The 22,104-nt window shown below is 56.5% G+C and carries 14 protein-coding genes; all 14 read right to left on the bottom strand.

The features are described 5' to 3' along the window. Positions 1-3: 3 nt before the first annotated feature. Positions 4-948, bottom strand: coding sequence for a pentapeptide repeat-containing protein (locus AACY36_RS13330; protein WP_339419305.1), 945 nt, complete (start codon positions 946-948; stop codon positions 4-6). Then, the gene (locus tag AACY36_RS13325) at positions 941-3,547 is read right to left on the bottom strand and encodes a DUF2169 domain-containing protein (RefSeq protein ID WP_339427731.1); all 2,607 of its coding nucleotides are present in this window, start codon (positions 3,545-3,547) and stop codon (positions 941-943) included. Before AACY36_RS13325 ends, AACY36_RS13330 begins: the two co-directional genes overlap by 8 nt. Continuing rightward, positions 3,544-6,132 carry a type VI secretion system Vgr family protein gene (locus AACY36_RS13320; RefSeq protein ID WP_339427730.1) on the bottom strand — a complete coding sequence of 863 codons (2,589 nt, stop codon included), beginning with the start codon at positions 6,130-6,132 and terminating at the stop codon, positions 3,544-3,546. Before AACY36_RS13320 ends, AACY36_RS13325 begins: the two co-directional genes overlap by 4 nt. A 67-nt stretch (positions 6,133-6,199) precedes the next feature. Continuing rightward, the gene (tssH, locus tag AACY36_RS13315) at positions 6,200-8,932 is read right to left on the bottom strand and encodes a type VI secretion system ATPase TssH (protein ID WP_339419311.1); all 2,733 of its coding nucleotides are present in this window, start codon (positions 8,930-8,932) and stop codon (positions 6,200-6,202) included. After that, positions 8,932-9,939 (bottom strand): type VI secretion system baseplate subunit TssG, encoded by a 1,008-nt coding sequence (tssG, locus tag AACY36_RS13310; protein WP_339419312.1) that lies wholly within the window; start codon positions 9,937-9,939, stop codon positions 8,932-8,934. Before tssG ends, tssH begins: the two co-directional genes overlap by 1 nt. Beyond that, positions 9,903-11,618, bottom strand: a complete 1,716-nt coding sequence (gene tssF, locus AACY36_RS13305; protein ID WP_339419313.1) for a type VI secretion system baseplate subunit TssF — start codon at positions 11,616-11,618, stop codon at positions 9,903-9,905. Before tssF ends, tssG begins: the two co-directional genes overlap by 37 nt. 3 nt (positions 11,619-11,621) lie before the next feature. Then, on the bottom strand, positions 11,622-12,041 hold the full coding sequence (gene tssE / locus AACY36_RS13300; RefSeq protein ID WP_339419314.1) for a type VI secretion system baseplate subunit TssE: 420 nt from the start codon (positions 12,039-12,041) through the stop codon (positions 11,622-11,624). A 71-nt stretch (positions 12,042-12,112) separates the two neighbouring features. After that, positions 12,113-12,601, bottom strand: coding sequence for an Hcp family type VI secretion system effector (locus AACY36_RS13295; protein ID WP_339419315.1), 489 nt, complete (start codon positions 12,599-12,601; stop codon positions 12,113-12,115). A 159-nt stretch (positions 12,602-12,760) separates the two neighbouring features. Then, complete coding sequence (gene tssC / locus AACY36_RS13290) at positions 12,761-14,245, bottom strand: type VI secretion system contractile sheath large subunit (RefSeq protein ID WP_339419316.1); 1,485 nt, start codon at positions 14,243-14,245, stop codon at positions 12,761-12,763. A 3-nt stretch (positions 14,246-14,248) separates the two neighbouring features. Further along, complete coding sequence (tssB, locus tag AACY36_RS13285) at positions 14,249-14,746, bottom strand: type VI secretion system contractile sheath small subunit (RefSeq protein ID WP_339419318.1); 498 nt, start codon at positions 14,744-14,746, stop codon at positions 14,249-14,251. A gap of 92 nt (positions 14,747-14,838) precedes the next feature. After that, entirely contained in the window at positions 14,839-16,419 is a 1,581-nt protein-coding gene (gene tssA, locus AACY36_RS13280; RefSeq protein WP_339419320.1) for a type VI secretion system protein TssA, read from the bottom strand. Between the two features lie 1,009 nt (positions 16,420-17,428). Further along, complete coding sequence (gene gyrB, locus AACY36_RS13275) at positions 17,429-19,846, bottom strand: DNA topoisomerase (ATP-hydrolyzing) subunit B (RefSeq protein WP_339418515.1); 2,418 nt, start codon at positions 19,844-19,846, stop codon at positions 17,429-17,431. A 4-nt stretch (positions 19,847-19,850) separates the two neighbouring features. Further along, positions 19,851-20,954, bottom strand: coding sequence for a DNA replication/repair protein RecF (recF, locus tag AACY36_RS13270; protein WP_339497226.1), 1,104 nt, complete (start codon positions 20,952-20,954; stop codon positions 19,851-19,853). A 20-nt stretch (positions 20,955-20,974) separates the two neighbouring features. Next, positions 20,975-22,078, bottom strand: a complete 1,104-nt coding sequence (gene dnaN / locus AACY36_RS13265; protein ID WP_049710809.1) for a DNA polymerase III subunit beta — start codon at positions 22,076-22,078, stop codon at positions 20,975-20,977. Positions 22,079-22,104: the final 26 nt, after the last annotated feature.

The raw sequence follows: 22,104 nt of genomic DNA, 5'->3' as shown, positions 1-22,104 counted from the left end.
GACTTATACGGCCGGGGCCCAGCATTGCGCCGCAAGACGCTCGCTGTCCACAGGACGAATGGCATCGCGATTGGCCTGCAGCCAATCACAGTTCAATAACTTTGCATCATGGAAATCTGCACCCGTAAGATCAGCTCCCACAAATGAGCAACCATTGGCAATCAACTGCCTACAACTGGTGTATTGCAGCGAGGCCCTAACGAAAAGGCTGGCCTGGACATCGGCCTGATTGAAGTTGGCCATATCAAGTCGGGCTTCTGTGAAGTCAGCTGAAGGAAAACGCACTTGGCTAAAAATCGCTTTGTTCAAGTGAGCCTGGCGCAATAGCAGATTCTCTCCTTGGCAGCGATAGAAAGACGTCGAGGTAGAGACAATGGCGCTGAAGTCAGCACCGGACAAGTGCGACTCGTCGAACGCACACTGCTGCAAATCAGCACCCGCAAAACGGGCGCTTTCAAGTCGACACCCGATAAAGCGCGACTGCTTGCATTCAACCTGCGTGGCATCCAGATCCTCCAGCGTGCAGTCGGTCCATTGACAGGACTGCATCTGCGCACCCTTTAGGACGGGTTGTTTGAAATGCGCGGCAATCAACTCCAGCCTTTTCAAGCAGGCCTGCGTAAACACCAGACCCTGCCCTGAACAACGCAACCAACGCCCCCCCAGCGTGGCACCCCTAAAGCTGACCTGGTCGAGAATACAATCGGTCATCGCAAAACTCTGGGCAACACAACCTGAGAAGTCCGCACCTTGTAGCTGACACTCGACCCAGGTGGTGCCATTTATATCTGCTTGGGCGAAGAGGGCACCTCGCGCATCCACCCGCTCAAAACGCGCCTGACGTAGATCCATCGCGCGATAGTCGCCACCCGCCAGCAACAGATCACGCAAGGGTTGCCCCGAAGAAATACGCGCCGCTAACTGTTCGGCACTCAACAGATCAGACATTTGCCAGATCCTCCTTTAATCGACAGCGGCTCAACAGGCTGTTTTCTAGGCGAACGTCTGTACCGCTCACCCCTTCAGTGAACGCGCCGTGCAAGTTGCTGTTGCTCAGGTCCGCCTGGTGCAAATTAACCTTGCGCAGCCGCACGTCCATCAGATTGGCGCCCTTCCAACTGGCGCGAGACAGGTCACTGCCCGTGAAATCCGCCGCGCAGGCCGAAAGGTGATAGCCGTTTGAATCACTCAAATTGCAACGCGATACCAGCGCCGCATCCAGCCGTGCCTCGACCAAACTCGCGCGCGGCAGTGCCGAAAACTGTAGGCTGGCACCGCTGAGGTCGGCCCTGTCCAGTCGGATATCGGGCAGCTGGCAGTCCTGGTCGGTTCGCCAGCCTTTTAACTGACATCCATCAAGCACCGCCGACTGTCCGCGGACTTTCGACCAACTGGCACTACGCAGTTCGCTAGCACTTAAGTCGGCCCCATCAATCAGACACTCGTGCCACTGCGATCGGCTCATGTGCGTCGTCTGACACTGCAACCTCGAGAGGTCACAACGCAGCCAGCGCGAGCGATCGAGCTGGGCCTCGTTAAAGTTGGCGCTGGCCATCTGGCAGTCACTGAACTGAGCACCGCTCAAATGGGCACGTTTAACGACAGCCTCAGACCAACTCGACTCCTGCGCCTGCAGGCCTTTGGCGCTGACATCGTTCAATTGCGCAGCATCGAGGCAGCAGCGCTGAAACAGACTATTGATCAGCTTCGCGGCATCCAGTTGCGCGGCGCCAAAATCGCAATCTCTGAAGGTGCAACCCTCGAGGTCGGCACCGTCAAGGCGGCAATTTTTGAGTTTGCACGCATCGAAGGTACACGCCTTAAAGTCACCGGCCCGCAAATCCAAGTCACTGAGATCCAGCCCTTCGAAGTGTTCGCCACTCAAGGACGCCCCCTCGAGATGGGTGGCATGCAGACTTTCACGGGTCCAGACCCGCTTAGGTTTGAGCGTTGGTAGTTTAAGTTCCGACGTCACAGCAGGCTTAATCGCGGCGAGGTCCTTCTGTAAAGCGTCCATGCGGGTCTTAATCTGTGACTCGACATCTTGGGCCTTGGCCAATCCGGCCTGTATCTGCGCGCGATAATCCGCCTTGCGCGCTGCCGATACAGGCATTTGGTCGACCACGGCTAACGGGTCGTAAGGCAAGGGCTTGGTTTTCTCGGCAAGGGCATACAGGCTCTGAGCATCAGTGTTCATGTGCTTGGCCATGCGCTCGACCTCCCGATGCCCGGCCTCTTTGGCCTCGGCAATACTTTTCTCGATACCCGCCTTCAAGGCCGCGCTATCGAACGGCGCTTTTGGCACACGGGGCGCGGCAATAAGAGCCGCCAAATCAGGAGACGGGATTTTGAACAGAGCACTCTGATCAACCGTCTTTCCAAAATGCGCTGCATATTTGTTCGCTGCAGCCAAAACCTCAGCCTGCTGTGCGGCGAAAAGCTGGTGTCTGGTGTCAAAAGAGGCCTGTAGCGCTTTGATCATCGCGCTCCCATCAAACGCAGGCGGCGGGGCCTCTGGCTGCACGAGCTCGGCGGTGGCCGGTTCGGGCCACAGCTCGCACGCACATTGCTCAGTGCTACGGCGCAAATCAGTGGCGTGTTCACAGACCACTCCCACCGCACCGATGTCTTCGCCGTCGATATCCTGGACAGCAATCTCGCAGCGGTAGAGCAACAGCACCCGCTCCACATCAGGAAACAACCAGACCGTGTCCAGATCAAGCGGTGCCTCTTCGGTCACGCTCGGGGTGACAGCGCGACGTAACAGTAGGCGCGGGCGCAAGCCAGGTAAGCGCCCATGTACATCGCCACGCTCGGGGTGCATGCCCGTCGCGCTCCAGGTTTCATCACCCCCCCAGTAATCGTTGAGGCACTGATCCTGGGCCACCTCGTCAAACCAGTGCGGGTCGGTATCGAGCGGCAGGAAGGGCGCACGCAGACGCTGCCAATCCTCATCGCAGGTGCCCATGAAGCGACGACGCTCGGCCGACTGCTCAGGCAGCGGCAAAAAACTGGCCAGCGTTTGCGGCGTATCTGGCCTACGTTCAGCGATTGATCTGTCTTCGATCTGCGCCAGCGGCAAACCTTCGACTGGGCCGCTGTCACCAACATGTCCCAAGCCTTCGGGGTTGTCAGCGCATTGCGGGCCGCCATAGGCGTGCTTTAGATCCAGAGCCACCGACCTCAGTGATTCGCCGGGCAGCGCCGTCCAACCCAGAACGTTGTGATGCCAATAACGGGGTGGGTAGACATATAGAGTCTTGCGCAAAGAACCGAGACTGACCTGCACCGGCATGCCCTGGCGCTGCGCATCCTGCAGGGCATAGGCACTGCCGTGAATCGCAAAAGTGCCGCGGCTTTTTTTCAGATATCGGTCAAACGGTTGCTTGTCAAAACGCTCTGCCAGCCAGGGTTGCGCCTGTTCCGGGGCCAACACCTGGTTAGCTGCGTCATACAGCAGCCCGACCGTAATCACCAGACGCGGCCCTTGGGCATCGCGCTGGCGAGCCAGTGTCAGCAGGCTGGCGCGCTTGTAGTTAAGCTTCACGGAGCGGGGACCACTGCGGCGAACAATGCATTCTGAATTCGCTGCGACTCGATAAGCGCCTGCTGGGCAGTCGCCACAACTCCCGCATTGGTCTCGAACGCCGCCAGCGTTACAGGAACTCTTAAAAGTTGCGGGTCGGGAAGCGGCGCAACACAAAGCGTAGCAAGATTTGACGTTGAGGCCTTGAGTTCTAAGCACTCAATCTGGCCAGCTTTGACCGCTTCAATCCCCTCGATAGACGCGCCTGAGACCTTGCCTGCAGTACTGATACCTCCTGTCACGAGCAGACTGCCAGTAACTTCAACATCGCCCTGCAAGATAATCGATACTCCGGACTTGATTCGTACCCCAGAGGTATTGATCTCGATCGATGAGCCCCCCACGCTCAAACCGATCGAAAGGGCAGCATCGATCCGATACATTTTGGTTTCGAGGTCTCGGAGCTCGGTCTGCAATTTGGATATACCCGTCTTGACCTCTTCGTTTAAGGTCTCGACCAGCGTAGCCGGACGAACTTCTTTCTCGAAGTTGCGATATGAGTACTGCCACTTGTTCAAGCACAGTTCGACGCTTGGCCCAGCGATTTTGGTGGCCGCCGAAAAAAGTTGAATACCCAGCTCAACCTTAAGCGCACCAGCGCTCATCTCCGCCTGAGCTAACGCCAGTTTAGCTTCGGCGCTGAAGGTTTGGGCGCTGGCTTCGGCAACAGCCAACTTGCCCGGTTTCCAGCTAGCCTCGCCAGAGCCCCATTTTTCGGTGCCCTCATCAGAACTCTCTGCGGCATGCCCCCCCTTCTCAGTTTTATCTTTTTCAGGCTCGCTCGGTGAATCACTCACTGGCGGGGCTCCAGAGCCGACTTTCAAGGAGTAGATGCCTGGAACCTCCTGCTTAAGTGAACTGGACGACAACTGCATGTGCGCATTAGTGCGCAGGTGCGCGCCCGTCACATCACCATGGCCCATGGTGAACGTGGTATTACCGCCCGGCGCCCTCATCTTCATCAGCGGACTGCTCTGGCTGTCTTCAATCGCCAGATAATGCCCGCCCGGGCTTGAGATGCCGCTCTGGGTAGCGTTTGTAGCGTTGACCTTATTCGGGTTTTCAGAATTTGGCACACTGCCGACAATGATCGGTCTGTCAGGATCGCCCCCCAGAAACGACACCAGTACCTCGCTGCCTTTGAGCAAAGGGAAATGCATGCCATGGTTGGTGCCACTGGACATCGTCGCCATACGCAACCAGGCAGAGCCACGCGTTTGCTTTTTTTCGCCGCGGATGAACGGGAAACTCACTTTGTAGCAGCCGTGTTCATTGAGCAGTGGGCGGGAGGTATCGTCATCGCCATCCACAACCGCGCTCAGAAGCCCTTGCACATGCGGTTTGCGAGTCAGACAGGGCGCACGAAACTGGACATTTTCAGGCAACGCAATGAAGCGTGTGCTGAGATCTTGAGCCATGTTATCGCCTTCCTGCCCCAGACCCGGCAGAGGTTGATAACCTTCGTGGTGTACCTGGATAACTTGGTACGCGGCGTTGAACGGCAACCGCGGATGGCCGACCAACAGCAGGGGGTAACCTGCACGCAGACCGGCGGCACGACCGCTGCCATGAAACTCACGGAACCGACAACCGATGGCCTGGGCACGACGCTCAGCCAGCCATTGGCCCTGAGCCTGTGAGCCGAAGTGCTCGCCATACACGCCTTGTTCACCGACAAAGGCAGGCGACGCAGAAATGGCTGCGAACTGATCCGGCGTCGCACCAGTGGCCAGGCTAGCAGCTGACACTGCGCCTTCCGCCTGCAACCGAACCTGCGCATTGCTGGCAGAGAAGTCCTGCAGGGTTACCGTCGCCGCCTGTCGAGTCAGCTTGCGCTCGAAGCTGCGCGCAACCGCAAGGCCATGGCCAACATCAAGGTCCGAATCGTGCCGGCGATACGTCAGGAGGCTTGGAGTTTTCGGTTGATAACGCTGATCTCCACACAACACCAACGCTTCCCCGTCGGGGCCTTGCTCGAAAAAATAGTACACACCAAAGTATTCAAGCAAGCGCGACAGGAACGCAAAACTCGACTCCTCGAACTGGCAGGTAAAGGTCGCTTGGGTCAATGCGACGTCTTCACTGGGCAAACGGATATCGAAGTCATATGCAGAACTCGGTACACCATCGATGCCAGGGCCCTCGACCGTCAGGTCGACCAGTTTAAGCACTTCGCGAATCAACTCCGGAAGGCTTTTGTCCAGCCAGATTTCCGAAAACCTGAAGTGACGCAACTGCGCAAAGCGCGGCTCCAACACCACTCGGTAGTAGTGATAAAAGGAGTCAGCATCCAGATAGTCCACGGCCGAGACGATGCCGTGATAAGGATGAGGGATTCCCTTTTCATCACTGAGCGTCAGTACTGCCTTGTTGCCCAGCAGCGCTTCGTCATCGAATAAAGGGTTGAGGGTCGCCAGTCGTATTTCGAAGCGGTACGGTTGTGATAAGCCCTCTTCACCCTGCCACTGCTGAACCAACAATGTTTCAAGCAACAACGAAGGTGCAAGGCTGGTAAAGGTACATAGCGCCGAGTCAATAAGGGCCATCAGCAATCCTTAATGTGAAATATCTAAAAAAGGGCCTGTAACGTCAGGCCCCGTAACAATTGACTCGTTACTCTAAGAGTTCGGCCACGGCATCACCCTCGGGTGAAGACCTGATCGCGTCGACTTCCACCTTGGTGATGACCCATTCGCCATTGGCGTCAACAGCCACGTGCAATTCAGCCAGCGGACGCTGATCGGCGATGGCCCCCAGCAGCACGTCGGACAAACGTGGAGTGAGGCTTTTGCGCAGGATGAAATCGATGTTGCGCGCACCGCTTTCTACTTCGGTGCAGCGTGCGGCGATGGCGTCGGCCACTTCCGGGGCGAAGCTCAGGCGCACTTTCGACGAGGCCAGCAGGCGCTCGCTGAGGCGGCCCAGCTTGAGGCGCACGATACCTGCCAATTGTTCGCCACCGAGGGTGAAGAACGGCACGATGGTCATGCGCGCCAGGAGCGCCGGTTTAAAGTGGCGGGACAGGATAGGACGGATTTTTTCCGCTAGGGTGTCCGGGTCCGGACGGCCATCCACGCACAGGTTCTGGATTTCATCGGTGGCCAGGTTGCTGGTCAGCAACACCACGGTGTTGCTGAAGTCGATCTGTCGACCTTCGCCGTCCGACAGGCTGCCTTTGTCGAACACTTGATAGAAGATGTTCACCACGTCGAGGTGAGCCTTCTCCACCTCGTCGAGCAGCACCACCGAGTATGGCCGCTTGCGCACTGCCTCAGTCAACATGCCGCCCTCACCGAAGCCAACATAGCCAGCAGGCGAACCCACCAGACGGCTGACGGTATGCTTCTCTTGGTACTCGCTCATGTTGACCGAGATCAGTGCCTGCTCGCCGCCGAACAGATGCTCGGCCACGGACAGGGCGGTTTCAGTCTTGCCTACGCCGGACGGGCCGACCAGCAGGAATACACCCAGTGGCTGCTGCGGATCACGCAGGCCAGATTGGGCGGCCTTGAGGATCTCCGCGATCTGCTCGACCGCTGTGTCTTGGCCACGAATGCGGGTCTTGATGTTGTCCGCTAGGGCCAGCACGCCACCAGCGGCATCGCGCAACACCTTGCCCAGCGGTACGCCGGTCCAGTCAGAAACAACCTTGGCAATGGCATCCGGGTTGACTTCAGTGAACAGTAACGGCTCATCACCTTGCAGTTCAGCCAATGCCGCGCGTGCCTGATCAAGTTCAGCCTGACGCTCGCTCAAGCCAGCCAGGGTCACGGCTTCTACACCTTCGGCCGGGGCCGGAATGTCTTGCTCCTTGAGGGCCAACTGCTTGCGTGCCTCAAGCACACGTACGGCAGCGTCACGCTCTTCGGTCCAGCGACTTTCAAGCGCGGCGCGAGTGGCTTCGATGCTGTCCTGTTCCTCGGCGATAGCCGCCAAGCGTTCATCCTCCACAGGGAAGCCGTTGGCGCGGTCACGTTGCAAGGCGGTCAGTTCACGCTCAAGGCCGGACAACTGGCGTTCCATACGCTCAAGTTCAGCAGGCTTGATGCCTAGGCCGATGCGCACACGGGCGCTGGCGGTGTCCAGCAGGTCAACGGCCTTGTCCGGCAGCAGGCGGCCTGTGATGTAGCGGTCGGACAGTTCAGCAGCAGCGACAATTGCATCGTCGCGCACACTGACCCCGTGGACTTTTTCGTAATGCCCTTTGAGACCGCGCAGGATCAGCACGGCAGTTTTTACCGTCGGCTCGTCCAGTTTGACCAATTGGAAACGACGCGCCAAAGCAGGGTCTTTTTCAAAGTACTTCTTGTACTCCGACCAAGTGGTCGCGGCGATGGTGCGCAACTCACCACGGGCCAAGGCAGGCTTGAGCAGGTTGGCTGCATCAGAACCACCAGCAGCGCCACCGGCACCGATCAGCATATGCGCTTCGTCGATGAACAGAATCACCGGTGTGGTTGAGGCCTTGATCTCTTCGATCACCCCGCGCAAGCGGTTTTCAAATTCGCCTTTGACGCTGGCACCGGCTTCTAGGGCACCCAGGTCCAGGCTCAACAGGCGGGTGTTCTTAAGGAAGTCCGGAACTTCGTTTTGGCTGATCAGCAACGCCAGGCCTTCGACCACGGCGGACTTGCCGACACCAGGCTCGCCCACGGCGATGGGGTTGTTCTTGCGCCGACGGGCAAGAATATCGATCATCTGGCGGATTTCATCATCACGGCCAAAGATCGGGTCAATACGCCCTGCAGCAGCCTTTGCGGTCAGGTCTTCGCAGAAACGGGCGATATTGTCTTCGGCTGCGGGAGCCAAACCTGCGGTGCCAGCTACCGATGAAGAGGCCGTACCAGCCTGCAAGCTGTCCAACGGACCTTCGCTGGACCCCCCCAGCAATGCGGCGAATTCGGCGGTCAGTGCATCGGTGGAAATCGGCTTGAGCATCTCGCCATAGCGAGTGCCGGCGGTGTAGTAGCCCAGACGCGAAACCAGCGCCAGCAGCAGCGAGCCGCCACGAATGCGGCCGGTGCCCACTACTAGAGAGGCGATCAACCAAGCGTCCTGAATCCACTCGGTCAGCAAACTGGCGAAGACAGGGCGACCCGGGTTGCCATTTTTCAGCTGTGCCAGGCCGTCGTCGAGCATGGCACGCAAGCGCATCGGATCAATCTCAAAGCGAGTCAGGATGCGCGTCACATCGGCATTGGGGTCTTCCAGTAACTGACGCAGCATGTGTTCAAGAGAAATTTCGTAGTGCGTGCGCGCCAGTGTCAGCCCGGCAGCGTTCTCCAAGGCCTTAGTACTGAAGACATTGAGCCGTGCGAATAGCGGTTTAAGTTCAACCTGAATCATTAGTTAGCCCTCTCTTCGAGCGTTAGTCCGTGTTCAGCCGTTAGCATGAATATCACTTCATCTTGCGCGGCGCCGTCGCCGAGCCAAGTGTCTAGACCTAGTCGTTGCCAGCCTTGACCCAGAGTTGCACATTGTTGTTCATCAACTTCTAGGCGCATGACCAAGCGGCAGCGCAGTGGCGTTTGCAAATACAACTTCACCAGCCGCTCAAGGTTTTGATAAACCGGTTGTCCGGGCAGCAACGAATGGAAGCGCTCCGCGCTCAATGGCCCGACACGAAGATCCAGTGAGCCGCTGCGGTCAATGACGTCACGACCCAATAGGCTGTCTTCTCCCAGCACGCCACACTGCGTGCCCAGATAGGTCCGAGCCGAACGATCAATACGCAAGCGTGTTGCAACGCACGGCACCACTTCGACCGACCGATCATCGAGCACCGACTGCACCAGTTGTTGCAGACCCAGCGCCGAACGAGGGTACTGGTTGAACAGGCCGGCGTACCGCAACAGGTCGGTGGAGCGCTCGCGGTCTTCTGGCCGCGCATCAGCCATCCCGATGAGGGCCTGCAGATGGCGCAGGCTTTTGACTTCCCGGCGTTCGGTGATATCGATCCAAATGCGGTGCTTTTCCCAGGCCCGAAATAGCAACGGGTAGAGCGAAGCATGCAAAATGTCGAGAAAGTCACGGCCCGCCGAATGCCCCTGTAATTGTTCGTCGATCAGGTCTTCGGTGTAGAACGTGGGCAGCGGCGAAGTAACGCCATACAAACCGAAAAAGTTCGCTTCAATGCGGTAACGACCGTCGGCATCAAGCTCGATGCGACCGATATCACGCTGCGGAAAACCCAACCCCAGCCGCGGCCGGATTCGCACGTTTTCGACGAACTCTTTCTCGCTGGGAAAACGCAGACGCAACAGGCGCAGTGCCTGGAAAAATGCGTAATCGCCGCCATTGTCGAGCAGCGGATCGACTACAGCAGGCGTTGTTGCCCGATCTTCGCTGGCCATTTCAAGGTCTCGTGGTTAACGCTGTCGAACAGCGTGAAGGCCGTAAAGCTATTGATTGCCGTACAGCCGGCGAAGAACTCATCGAGTACACAGCCGAACATGTAGAAGTTGCCAGGACTCAGAAAGTGATCACCGCGACAGTCCACGCGCACCACGCTGCCTTCAATAGGCAAGCCACGAATAAAGCGCCGCTCCGAGGTGACGGTGACTTTTTCAATTGCATCCACGCGCCGCTGATTGGCGTCCTGTGCGCCCTCGCCGAGGCTGGGCAGGTACAAGGAGAGCAAGCCGCGCAAATAATCGCGGTCAGCCAGACGGAAGTGGTTGGCATTGAGTTGTGAGAGCATGCGCCACAGCAATTTGTCATCGAACTTGGGCGGCTGGCACGCGGTAATGCCCCGAATGTTCTTGAACTCCACCCTTGGCGGCGTGTTATCCGTGGGCTGGTTCAAATCACCCAGGCGCAGACTTTCCGGAAGTTTGCCATTGGTGCACAGCAGGCCAATGGATAAGGTCATTTCGCTGGGAACCTTGCCCTCGCTGTACGGCAGGCTCAGGTAATGATCATAGCCATGTGCATCAATGCTCGATGAACGAATACGCAGGTTATAAGTGTCGCGCTGCGAAAAGGTATTGAACGGCTCCAGAACCCGCTCACCGCCCGCCGCCGAGTAAGCGCTGACCTTAAGTACCGAGTGAATGCGCATGCTCATGCGCTGGCCATGGTCAGCCGGCTGGATGCGGTAATCGGGCTGCTTGTGGTCGATACGCAAGGGATGTGCGTCTTGTGCAAACAGGTTAATGGCTGGGGTAACGCCCAGCATGAAGCTATTGCTCGACAGGTTAGGCGTCCACTCAGGCAGGCTGTCAAACATCAGCCTTACGCTGAAACGCCCATCGTTGCCCCGTGTGCGCCATTGTTTGAAGCCTGAAAGCGCAACAAACAAAAACTTCTCAGGCAGTGCAAAGTATTCCTGTAGACAGCGGTAAGCAGGGTGCGCGTTGTTAGGGAACGGCAGCAGCAGGTTATCGGCATCAAAGCCCAAGCCTCGCAGGTTCTTCGCCGGCAACATCGTCACTGGCTGGCCGGGCGCCGAGATGCGGATCTCGCGCAGATTAAGCTGCAAAAGGCGCAACAATTTACAGGCGTCAGCCAGACCATCTCCCAGATAAAAACGCAGGCTGTCTGCTTCCCAGTCGTCGGCCCGGGAAGCGGTGAAGGCAAAATCCAGAACCAGACTGCGTTCTTCGCCCGTGCCGCCCTCCCAGCGCGTATCGAGCAGTTGCAACGGTTCAAGATCCACGGCAACGGTGCTGCGAAAACTCACGCGCTGGCCATCAACCGGCACCGAGGTCACCTCACACCCAGCGTCTATACGGGTGGCTTCCTGCAAGGCTGCTCGTGGCTGGAACTGCAACATGGTCAGGCAAGGCAACGGTTGCAGGTAATGCGGATAAAGCAGTTGTGCCAGCTCCTGAATGAACTCCGGAAACTCATCGTCGAGCCGTTGGCGAACCATGCCGGTAAGAAACGCCACGCCTTCAAGCAGTCGCTCGACATCCGGGTCACTTGCAGAGTCCACGCCCAGCAAAGGTGCCAGCGCCGGGTTGCTGCGGGCAAACTCGTCAGCCAGCCGACGCAGATGGTTGAGTTCACTCTGGTAATGGCTATTGAGCATAATTTAGTGCATCGCCAAAGAAACACGGCCGTCCGAAGACACTCGCGTTGCCAGATGAATGGGGATGTCTCGATCGTCGACTTCCACCAGGCCATCCAGCGTGAAACTCAGCGACAGCACCTCTTGGGAACCTTCGGCGACCAGAATGCGCGGTGATTTCAGACGAGGTTCGTAACGAGCAATCATGCGGGTCATATTTTCGATGATCTGCGTGGTCTCGCCGGTCGCAAAAGAACCGGCCAGATTAGTAAAATCGGGAACGCCAAACTCAGCGTCGATCGGCACACTGCCGCGACGGGTATTGAGGATGCGTTGCAGGTGAAGAACAATCGACTGCGTCAGCACCTCGGCCTGGGTCAGGTGTGTGCGGCCAGTATCGGCTTGCAACATCGTGATGCGCTCAAGCAATCGTTTTTCTTTCAACGCCGTTCACCTTCTGAAAACTCAAGAGCGCCGCTCTGTTACAGAGCGGCGCTTTAACGATGCTGCGTTGCTTAAGCCTTCGGAGCCAACCAGGAATCTTCGGCTTCGATGCCGTCCGGCACCCAGGTCCATACGATTTTTTCGTAGGTGATGCCGATGTCTTCCATGTGGCCCAGTTGCTTGAACTCAGGGTCCAAGGTGTTCGGCACCCAAGTGCGAGCCGAAACCAGAACCGCGTTGCTCAGGGTGATGGTGTAGTACTTTTCCTCGGTACCTTTTGGCGAGATCCGGTAGAACTCCAGCACTACGGTTTTGAGCTGCTCGCCCGAAGTCAGTGCCTGAAAAAGTTTTGGCGAGGATTTGTCCACTTCTTTGGTCAGGGTCATGCCCTGATGAACGCGCTTGCCTGCAGGCAAACCGGTTTGTGGATTCTTTGGAATGTCGACCAGGTGTTCAACCGCTTGGACCAGGATCATCCCTGCGTGGCCGGTGACAGCGCAAGAGCCTTCGATTTTACCTTGGTTCTGGCCTTCGATACTCAGGTAGCATGGCATTGGCATAGTGTGTACCCCGAACTAATGATTGAGTGATTACGCAGCGAGGGAACGGTTGTCCGTGTCTCGTTGTGTTGAGTCCATCTTAGGTAGATAACGAGAGCATGACCCTCGGGTGAAGACCTGAATGAGCGAGATAAATCCCGCCCATCAGCCTTGCATCAATTAGCTTTTATCGAGCTTGCCCACCAGCGACAGCGTGAAAGATGCACCCATGTACTTGAAGTGCGGGCGCACTTTCAGGCCGACCCGGTACCAGCCTGGATCACCCTCAACATCACTCACGGTGATCTCGGCCTGACGCAACGGACGACGACTGCGCACACCGGCGGCAGGGTTATCCATATCGGCCACATATTGGCGAATCCAGGTGTTGAGTTCGGTTTCCAGGTCTCCACGCTCTTTCCAGGTACCGATGTTTTCGCGCTGAATCACTTTGATGTAATGCGCTAGGCGGCTGACCACAAAAATGTAGGGCAGCTGGGTGCCGAGTTTGTAGTTCAGCTCAGCTTCCTTGCCTTCCTTGTCATTGCCGAAGTACTTGGGCTTCTGGCACGAGTTGGCCGAGAAAAACGCAGCGTTGTCGGTGTTCTTGCGCATGGTCAGCGCAATAAAACCCTGCTCGGCCAGCTCGAACTCGCGACGCTCGGAGATGAGCACTTCGGTTGGGATCTTGGTCTGGGTTTCACCCATCGCTTCGTAGTTGTAGATCGGCAAATCACCGACCGTACCACCACCCTGTGGGCCGATGACGTTGGCACACCAACGGTACTGGGCAAAACTGTCAGAAAGTCGGCTGGCAAAGGCGAAGGCTGCATTGCCCCACAGGAAGTCCTTGTTGCCGCCACTGACGCTTTCGTTGTAACGGAAGGTCTTGGCTGGCACGGTGTCTTCGCCATAAGGCGTACGCAGCAGAAAGTGCGGCAAGGTCAGACCAACAAACCGTGCATCGTCGCTTTCACGGAAGGCGTTCCACTTGGTGAACTGCGGACCTTCAAAAACGGCTTGCAGGTCTTTGAGGTTCGGCAAATCAGCAAAACTGTCGATCCCGAAAAACTGTGGGCCTGCCGATGCAATAAACGGCGTGTGAGACATGGCCGAGATCGCAGCGACCGATTGCAGGAGTTTCATATCCTGCGTGCCGGGGTTGAACTCGTAGTTACCGATGATCGAGCCAAACGGCTGGCCACCGAACTGGCCGAACTCGGCGGTGTAGACCGCCTTGTAAAGACCTGAACGGGTGATTTCCGGCGCGTCTTCAAAGTCTTCAAGTAGCTTTTGCTTGGAAACACTGAGGATTTCCAGCTTGTTGTTCTCGCGAAAATCAGTACGGTCGACGAGGAATTTCAACGAGCGCCACGAGGATTCCAGTTTTTGGAATTGATCATCATGGATAATCGCATCGACCTGACGGCAGAGCTTAGCGTCAAGAGTGGCGATCATATCGTCAATCAGACCAGCGCTGACCTTTTCAGTCTGGCGCGCCGGCTCAAGCAGTTCGGTGACGAACGCTTCGAGTCCCTGGCGGGTAACCGAATAGGCTTCATCGCCTGGCTTGACCCGAGTGGCCTCGACCAGTTGATCCAGCAGAGAGACGCCTTCTAAGGCCTGGGGTGCGCCTTCAGCGGCTTGGCTTTTTTCTTCACTCATGGGTTACTCCTTGTCCTTTACGCCAAGTTCGGCGAGCAGACGCTCACGTGCACCGTCATCGTTCATCAGGGCCTGCAATTGCTTGCGAAATTCCGGCAGATTGCCCATCGGGCCTTTCAGCGCCTTGAGCGAATCGCGCAGGGCGATCAGTTGCTGCAGCTCAGGAACCTGACCCACGATGGCATCAGGCTCAAAGTCTCGGATCGACTGAAACTTCAACGAGACGGGAAGTTGCTCGTCTTCCGGCGCGCTCTCGGACAGCCGATTGGGCACGGCCAGTTGCAGGCTTAGGTTCTGGCCCTTAAGCACATCGGTAAAGTTGTCCTTATCGACACGGATCGGCTTAATGTCCTCGACCGGGGTCTCATCTTCACGCAAGGTGAAGTCACCAATTACCAGTTGCTTGAGAGGCAGTTCGACCTGCTCTTGAGCGCCACCGGTGTCAGAACTGTAAACAATATTGACGCGCTCTTTCGGCGCGACGGAACCATCACTAGCCATTTCACTCACTCCTGGATACCGGGCTCACTCAAGGCAGCCATTAAAAACTTAAGGCACGGGTGCATCTGTTTTGCTTTCGGGTATTGCTGAACTCAACCGGCCTGTGGGCTGGCAAAATGCCAGAAGGCCGACATATCCATCGCGGCCAGTTGCTCTGCCCACAATGACCTTGAACCGCTCTCGTCATAGCTTTGGGCGAGTTCCAATAAAGGCTGCACCAGCTCGGGCTCCCAGCGGTCGAGACGTTGCTCCTTGGCTTCCTGTAACAACACATCCAGGGCCACACGCAACTGCAGCGAAGGATCGAAACGGTGCAATAACTCGTACTGGGCCTTGCGCAGGCGAAAGCGATCACGGCCACTGGCAACGTCGCGCAAACTATCCTGCAGGCGAGTCATGGCGTCTTTGAGTTGCCCGGTTGCAGCGCTCTGCCGAGCTTCATCAATGAGCGTTTGAATAGCGTCAACGGCTCCACCACGGGACACTGGGGCAAGGCCCTCAAGCCAGCTGCGAGTTGCACCATCAGCGAAAGGTTGGCCGTCCGCGAAAGTCAATTCGGCCAGCGCAGGCAGGCGTGCCAATAGCTGTTGCGTCTCCAGTGTCAGACTGACAGCAGCGCTTACTGCAGCAGATCCCAGACGCGACAGCGCAGCATGGCAGACACGGTTAAGATCCAACCAAAGTGGATATACCCCCAAATGGCCTTCACAAAAACGCACGATGTCCAACGGTTCGCCGACACTTTGCAAGCGGGCGAAGCTTTCCAACTGGTTTTGTGGTGGCGCTGGCAGGCGAGTCATATTGGACTGCGAGGGTGGAGCCTGCTCCAGTGTCATCCAGGCCATTTGTCGATTCAGGCGAAAAAGCAGAGGCAGGGTGGTGCGTGATTCAAGACAAAAATCCACTAACGGAGAGAACGAGGCAAACACGCCGGTGATTGCGTTTTCGACGGACTCGTCACTGTCCAGGGTGCCAATAGGCTGTACCGTACCTAGCGCTGGCGGTGTTCCGCTGGGCATGGCACTGGATTGAGAAACAGGCTGTGCGACTGACACCGGAGTGGGGACGGGACGCACCTGCTGACTATCCCCAGGTACATCGGCGCTTACGGGTTCGAGCTCCGGTTCGGCAATGGCCTCGACCGGTAACTGCGACAGGCGACGGCGCATACGAAAAAAAGCCGGGCCTTCAGCGTCATACTCACGCCAGACCGTATCGAGGGCGTCCCAGTCTTTGAGCAAGCTTTCGAGTTGAGATACCTCCAAGGCAGGGAAACTTTCCTCAATCTTGGCAGTCAACCATTCCAGCATCCACTCAGCCTGATTGCGTCGAGCACGTAAACGCGAAGGAGGGGGCGTCAAATTATCCCAGTAAAGCTCAAGCATTTGGTGAAGAACATGAACACCAGTCGCCAAACCAGGCAGCCCACGGGTCTGCGTCCATGCGCACAGCAACCAGATGGCAGCGTTCAAATCCTTGCCTTCTTCGCTCAATACTTTCGCACAGGCGGCGCCAACCTTATGCCAATCGACGCCTGACTCGGCATAGATGTTGGTCAGCTTTTCAATTTCTGTCTGCGCCAGTGTGAATGCAGCACCCTCGCGCGGATTCACGCCCGCTGGGTTTGCCTCACTGATTGCAAACGAACCTAATGCGTCATCAGAACAACTCATCCACGCTTCCCGCTATTAAGACAAGCCACGTCACACCTGGCATCGTCGCCCCGTATTAAGGGGGCGCATTCAAAGTCACGGATTACCACATCGCAATAAGACGTAGTCGGTCAATGCCAGAGTTATTTTACTGAAAAACCGTCAAGAAATAATGTCACTTTGATATCTCGATAGAAAATACTAAGCGAAGCTTGCCGCTGCTGTCATCCTCTTAAACCGACGAAGAGAGAGAGGTTTTTCTGGCGCCAACAAAACAACTCTAGCGCCGCTTCACTCACTCCACGTTAGTACAAACAAATATAGTCACACTGCCAACAGAAGTTATTTAGTTAAAAATACTTTTAAAATCAGCCGCTTTGGCTTTCACGTATCGCTAGCGAACGTTCACTCGTGTAGCTTCATGCTATCGACACCATTCGTGCAATACTTGAGCGAACCGATATGATAAAAAGCCCCATTTAACATGTCCGAACCTGCTCAGATAAAGATAGTACGGCGACTCCAAAGGCCTTCCTATCAGGTAAAGACCTGAGTTCCCTCTGTTTCGGTTATTTCACTGACCGAATGTGACTCCTCGCGAATCGTTGTATTTGCTGGTTTTTTACAGCGTTGGAGATGGGTCAGTCTTCCTTCACCCCACGGGTCAATGAGGCGCTGGCGCCAATATCTCGATAGATAGACAGATTTCCTCCAGACGATGGGGTTTGGGCTGAGCGTAGTCCAAGATCCGCTACGCATACAATGAGATGTTGCGCTGAACGCTCTGCCCATCCTTCTACGTCGTCTTTTCACTGCGCAAAAAAACCTGCTTATGAGCGTAATGAGAGTTTGCTGGCGACAGCCAAATTGAACGGTATTGATGTGCCAAATCGATAATTGCACTCGTTTCGGAGGCGAAAAAAAGCCCGCTTTATAAGCGGGCCTTCTTTGCAATGGCTTCCTAATCCACAGGTTAGGTGAACCATCTATTTGTGAAAATGAGCAACTATTCTGGGATCCTACATCTGAATCAGAAGTCCAGGTTAGAAACCGCCAACGCGTTGCTCTCGATGAAGTCACGACGAGGTTCGACCGCATCACCCATCAGGGTGTTGAAGATCTGGTCTGCGCCAATCGCGTCTTCGATGGTCACACGCAGCATACGACGCTGGGCGGGATCCATGGTGGTTTCCCACAGCTGATCGGGGTTCATCTCGCCCAAACCTTTGTATCGCTGGATGGTGTGGCGCTTGGTGCTTTCAGCCATCAGCCAGTCAAGGGCTTCCTTGAATTCCTTGACCTGCTTCTTGCGTTCGCCACGCTGAATATAAGCGCCGTCATCCAGCAGAGTGCTCAACTGCGCGCCCAGAGTAACCACTGTCTTGTAGTCATTGCTGCCGAAGAAGTCGCGGTTGAAAGTGACGTAGTTGGAAAGGCCGTGGGAGATCAACTCGACCTCCGGCAGCCACACGTTACGTTCACGGTCTTCACGCAGGCTGGCTTTGTACACCAGGCCAGACTTCTCGACGGTGCGCAGGCGCACTTCGTACTGGGCCAGCCAATCCTGCATGTGCGCATGGTCGCCCAACTGTTCCAAGCTCACGGCTGGCAGGTAGATGAAGTGCTCGGTCAGCTCCTGAGGGTACAGGCGCGACAAACGCTTGAGGGTCTTCATCACCATGCGGAAGTCGTTAACCAGACGCTCCAACCCCTCACCGGAGATGCCCGGCGCTTCGTCGTTCAAGTGCAAGCTGGCATCTTCCAGAGCCGACTGCGTCATGTACTCTTCCATGGCGTCGTCGTCTTTAATGTATTGCTCTTGCTTGCCCTTTTTCACTTTGTACAACGGCGGTTGGGCGATGTAGATATAGCCACGCTCGATCAACTCCGGCAACTGACGGAAGAAGAAGGTCAGTAGCAAGGTACGGATGTGCGAACCGTCGACGTCAGCATCGGTCATGATGATGATGTTGTGATAGCGCAGTTTGTCGATGTTGTACTCGTCACGGCCAATACCGCAGCCCAACGCCGTGATCAAGGTGCCGACTTCCTGAGAGGAAATCATCTTGTCGAAGCGAGCCTTCTCGACGTTGAGGATCTTACCCTTCAACGGCAGGATGGCCTGGGTACGGCGGTTACGACCCTGCTTGGCGGAGCCGCCAGCAGAGTCACCTTCCACTAGATACAGTTCGGAGAGGGCAGGGTCTTTCTCCTGGCAGTCAGCCAGTTTGCCCGGCAGGCCGGCGATATCCAGCGCACCTTTACGACGGGTCATCTCACGGGCTTTACGCGCGGCTTCACGGGCGCGTGCAGCATCGATCATCTTGCCGACAACCAGCTTGGCTTCGTTCGGGTTTTCCAGCAGGAAGTCGGAAAAGTACTTACCCATCTCCTGTTCCACTGCGGTCTTCACTTCGGAAGACACCAGCTTGTCTTTAGTCTGGGAACTGAACTTAGGATCTGGCACTTTCACCGAAATGATCGCCGTCAGGCCTTCGCGAGCATCGTCACCGGTAGTGGCGACTTTATGCTTCTTGGCCAAACCTTCGGCTTCGATATAGGTGTTGAGGTTACGCGTCAGTGCGGACCGGAAACCCACCAGGTGAGTACCACCGTCGCGCTGAGGAATGTTATTGGTGAAGCACAACAGGTTCTCGTTGAAGCTGTCGTTCCACTGCAGGGCGATTTCCACGCCGATGCCGTCTTCACGCTGGATGTTGAAGTGGAACACCTGGTTGACCGCAGTCTTGTTGGTGTTCAGGTATTCAACGAACGCACGCAGACCGCCTTCGTATTTGAATAGCTCTTCCTTGCCGCTGCGCTCGTCCTTGAGGACGATACCCACACCCGAGTTAAGGAAGGACAGTTCGCGAATACGCTTGGCCAGGATGTCCCAGCTGAAGTGGATATTCTTGAAGGTTTCGTCAGACGGTTTGAAGTGAATCTGCGTACCGGTAGTTTCGCTGTCACCGACAATTTTCATCGGTTCTTTTGGAACACCGTGCACGTAGGTCTGTTCCCAGATCTTGCCGCTACGGCGAACAGTCAGGATCAGCTCTTCGGACAGCGCGTTCACGACTGACACACCTACACCGTGCAAACCACCGGAGACTTTATAGGAGTTATCGTCAAACTTACCGCCGGCGTGGAGCACAGTCATGATGACCTCTGCCGCCGAAACGCCTTCTTCTTTGTGCACATCTACCGGAATGCCGCGACCGTTGTCGCGCACGGTAATAGACTCATCCGGGTGGATAATGATGCTGATGTCGTCGCAGTGACCGGCCAGAGCTTCGTCGATGGAGTTGTCGACCACCTCGAACACCATGTGGTGCAGACCGCTACCGTCATCAGTGTCGCCAATGTACATACCGGGACGTTTGCGTACGGCATCCAAACCTTTCAGCACTTTAATGCTGGTCGAGTCGTACGTGTTTTCTTCGCTCATGCCTTCACTCCCGATGGTCGTGGGTCTGGGTGATACGGCCTTGTTCCACGTGGAACAAAGCGACTGGCGTTTCCGTCTGCCAGCCTTCCCTCAATAATTCGTGGTCTACACAGGTGATAAACACCTGGCAGCGTAATTCTTCCAACAAGCGGCATAACGCGCGGCGATGTTGCTCGTCGAGTTCGGACGGCAAGTCATCCACCAGATAAATACACTGACCGCGCCGGGCTTGGCTAACCAAATGGCCCTGGGCGATCCGCAGTGCACACACCACCAACTTTTGCTGACCACGGGACAAAATGTCCGCAGCATTGTGAGCGCCTAATCTAAGACGCAAGTCAGCCCGTTGGGGTCCAGCCTGGGTATGCCCAATTTGCTGATCCCGCTGCAAGAACGTCGCGAGCACAGCACTCAGCTCACGCTCTTTGTCCCAACCACGGTAGTAACTCAACGTCAGGCCATCGAGTTCCAACAACTCACTCAAGGTCTGCTCAAAGACTGGTTTCAAGGCTTTGATATAGGCACGGCGGTATTCATCTATTTCGTCGCTGGCCAGGCACAGTTCCCGGTCCCAGGCCGCTTGCGAAGCGGCGTCAAGTGTACCATGCCGCAGCCATGAGTTCCGCTGCCGCAGGGCCTTCTGCAGGCGCTGCCAAGTGGCCATGAAACGCGGTTCCACGTGGAACACTCCCCAATCGAGGAATTGCCTACGGATTTTCGGCGCGCCTTCCAACAGACGAAAGCTGTCAGGGTTGATCAGTTGCAGTGGCAGGATTTCCGCCAACTGAGCAGCACTGCGAGCATTTTGCCCATCAATGCGAATCTGGAACTCTCCGCCGCGATCACGGGATATCCCAAGACTGCTGTGCCCACCCTCAGCCAGTTCGACCTGGCCAAACACCGTGCACGCCAATTGTTCATACTGGATGACCGGTAATAGGCGGGCACTGCGAAAGGAACGGGCAAGCCCCAACAAGTGAATGGCTTCCAGCACGCTGGTTTTGCCACTGCCATTGGCGCCGTGGAGGATATTGATGCGGGGAGAAGGGGAGAAGGTCACCGGGTGCAGATTGCGCACCGCGGTGACCGAGACGCGACTGAGGGACATCTAGCTTCTGCTGAGCATGATTACAGGCGCATCGGCATGACAACGTAAGCAGAGTCGTCGTTATCGGATTCCTGCACCAGGGCGCTGCTGTTGGAGTCCGACAAGATCAGGCGAACCTGTTCAGTGGTCATCACACCCAGCACATCCAACAGGTAGCTCACGTTGAAGCCAATTTCCAGCGAACCGCCGTTGTAGTCGACGCCCACTTCTTCTTCCGCTTCTTCCTGCTCTGGGTTGTTGGCCTGGATTTTCAGCTGACCATTGGCCAGTTGCAGACGAATACCACGGTACTTTTCGTTGGAAAGAATCGCGGTGCGGCTGAAGGCTTCACGCAGGGCCTGACGGTCACCGATCACCAGCTTGTCGCCACCTTTGGGCAGCACACGCTCGTAGTCCGGGAATTTGCCGTCGACCAGTTTGGAAGTGAAGGTGAACTCGCCGGTGGTCGCACGAATATGGTGCTGGCCCAGCACGATGCTGACATTACCTTCTGGCTCAGTGAGCAGGCGCGCCAGTTCGAGGATACCTTTACGCGGCACGATCACCTGGTGACGGTCTGGCTGACCGATATCGGCGCGCATCGAGCACATCGCCAGGCGGTGACCGTCGGTCGCTACGGCGCGGATGATGCCTTCAGACACTTCCAGCAGCATGCCGTTGAGGTAGTAACGCACATCCTGCTGCGCCATGGCGAAACTGGTGCGCTCGATCAAGCGACGCAGTTTGCTCTGCTCCAGGCTGCAGGTCAGCGAACCAGGGCCTTCTTCTACGGTCGGGAAATCATTGGCTGGCAAAGTAGAGAGGGTGAAACGGCTACGACCCGCTTTGACCACCAACTTCGCGTCATCAACCTTGATGTCGATCAGCGCATCGTTCGGCAGGCTTTTGCAGATATCCATCAGTTTGCGCGCAGGCACAGTGATCTCGCCAGGTTCGGCAGGCTCTTCCAGCTGCACACGACCGACCAGCTCGACTTCCAGGTCGGTACCGGTCAGGGACAACTGCTGGCCTTCGACGACCAACAATACGTTGGAAAGCACCGGCAAGGTCTGTCGGCGCTCGACGACGCCTGCGACCAGTTGCAGGGGTTTCAACAGGGCTTCGCGTTGAATGGTGAAATGCATGGTCTAGTCCCTTGCCTTAATAAGCT

This window comes from Pseudomonas sp. EA_15y_Pfl1_P101 (assembly GCF_963970835.1).
GTDB classification, from domain to species: Bacteria; Pseudomonadota; Gammaproteobacteria; order Pseudomonadales; family Pseudomonadaceae; genus Aquipseudomonas; species Aquipseudomonas tritici.
This window is presented reverse-complemented; position numbering and strand designations above follow the sequence as displayed.